Source organism: Vibrio sp. HI00D65, from assembly GCF_001635455.1.
GTDB lineage: Bacteria > Pseudomonadota > Gammaproteobacteria > Enterobacterales > Vibrionaceae > Vibrio.
In genome coordinates, this window is record NZ_LWEH01000268.1 from 1 (window position 1) to 545 (window position 545).

The following is a 545-nucleotide window of genomic DNA, read 5'->3' on the forward strand; positions in this document are numbered from 1 at the left end:
CCTAGCGTTTGTGCTGCCGTTCTTATTGATCTGTATTTAGATATGGCTGATTGATCACTGTCATCCTCGATCGTAAAGACCGTGCCGACTTCTAGTTCTTTTATTCTCTGTTGCCATTTGCCTCTGCCTCTAGATTTTTTGGGAGGCAAATCCTCTATAGTTTCTATTTTTATATCAGTGGCCACAGGTTAAATCTCCATCAGTTTTCAGCCATGTTACGCCAAACTCATGGGAAACAAAAACATTTTATGAAAAAAATTATGAAATGAGTTGCGCTTTTGTTTCGTATGTGGCAAATTCCGTTTTGTTGAGAGAAGAGAGATTGAGATATGGAAGAAGCAGTGTCTTTGGCGTACCAACTCGAAGGTGCGAAACAGAAGAAGAGAGAACTTGATACACACATCAAGAAACTCGAGCAACAACTTCTAAATACAGAAGAGCTTGCACAACAAAAACTCCTATTGAGCAACGAAGGTGGACAGAAAACCATCAGCGGCATAAGCGTTGAGATCAAGCGTGATCACGTTTGGGATCAGGACTTACTC

The 545-nt window shown here is 40.9% G+C and carries 2 protein-coding genes; one reads left to right on the forward strand and one right to left on the reverse strand.

Translation table 11 applies throughout. The annotated features are described in order from the left end of the window. On the reverse strand, positions 1 to 185 hold a 185-nt coding region (locus tag A3712_RS28415; protein ID WP_231891839.1), incomplete at its 3' end, for a hypothetical protein. A 144-nt stretch (positions 186 to 329) separates the two neighbouring features. Here A3712_RS28415 and A3712_RS18635 point away from each other — a divergent pair. After that, positions 330 to 545 (forward strand): hypothetical protein (locus A3712_RS18635; RefSeq protein WP_157618805.1); only part of this gene is annotated, 216 nt, incomplete at its 3' end.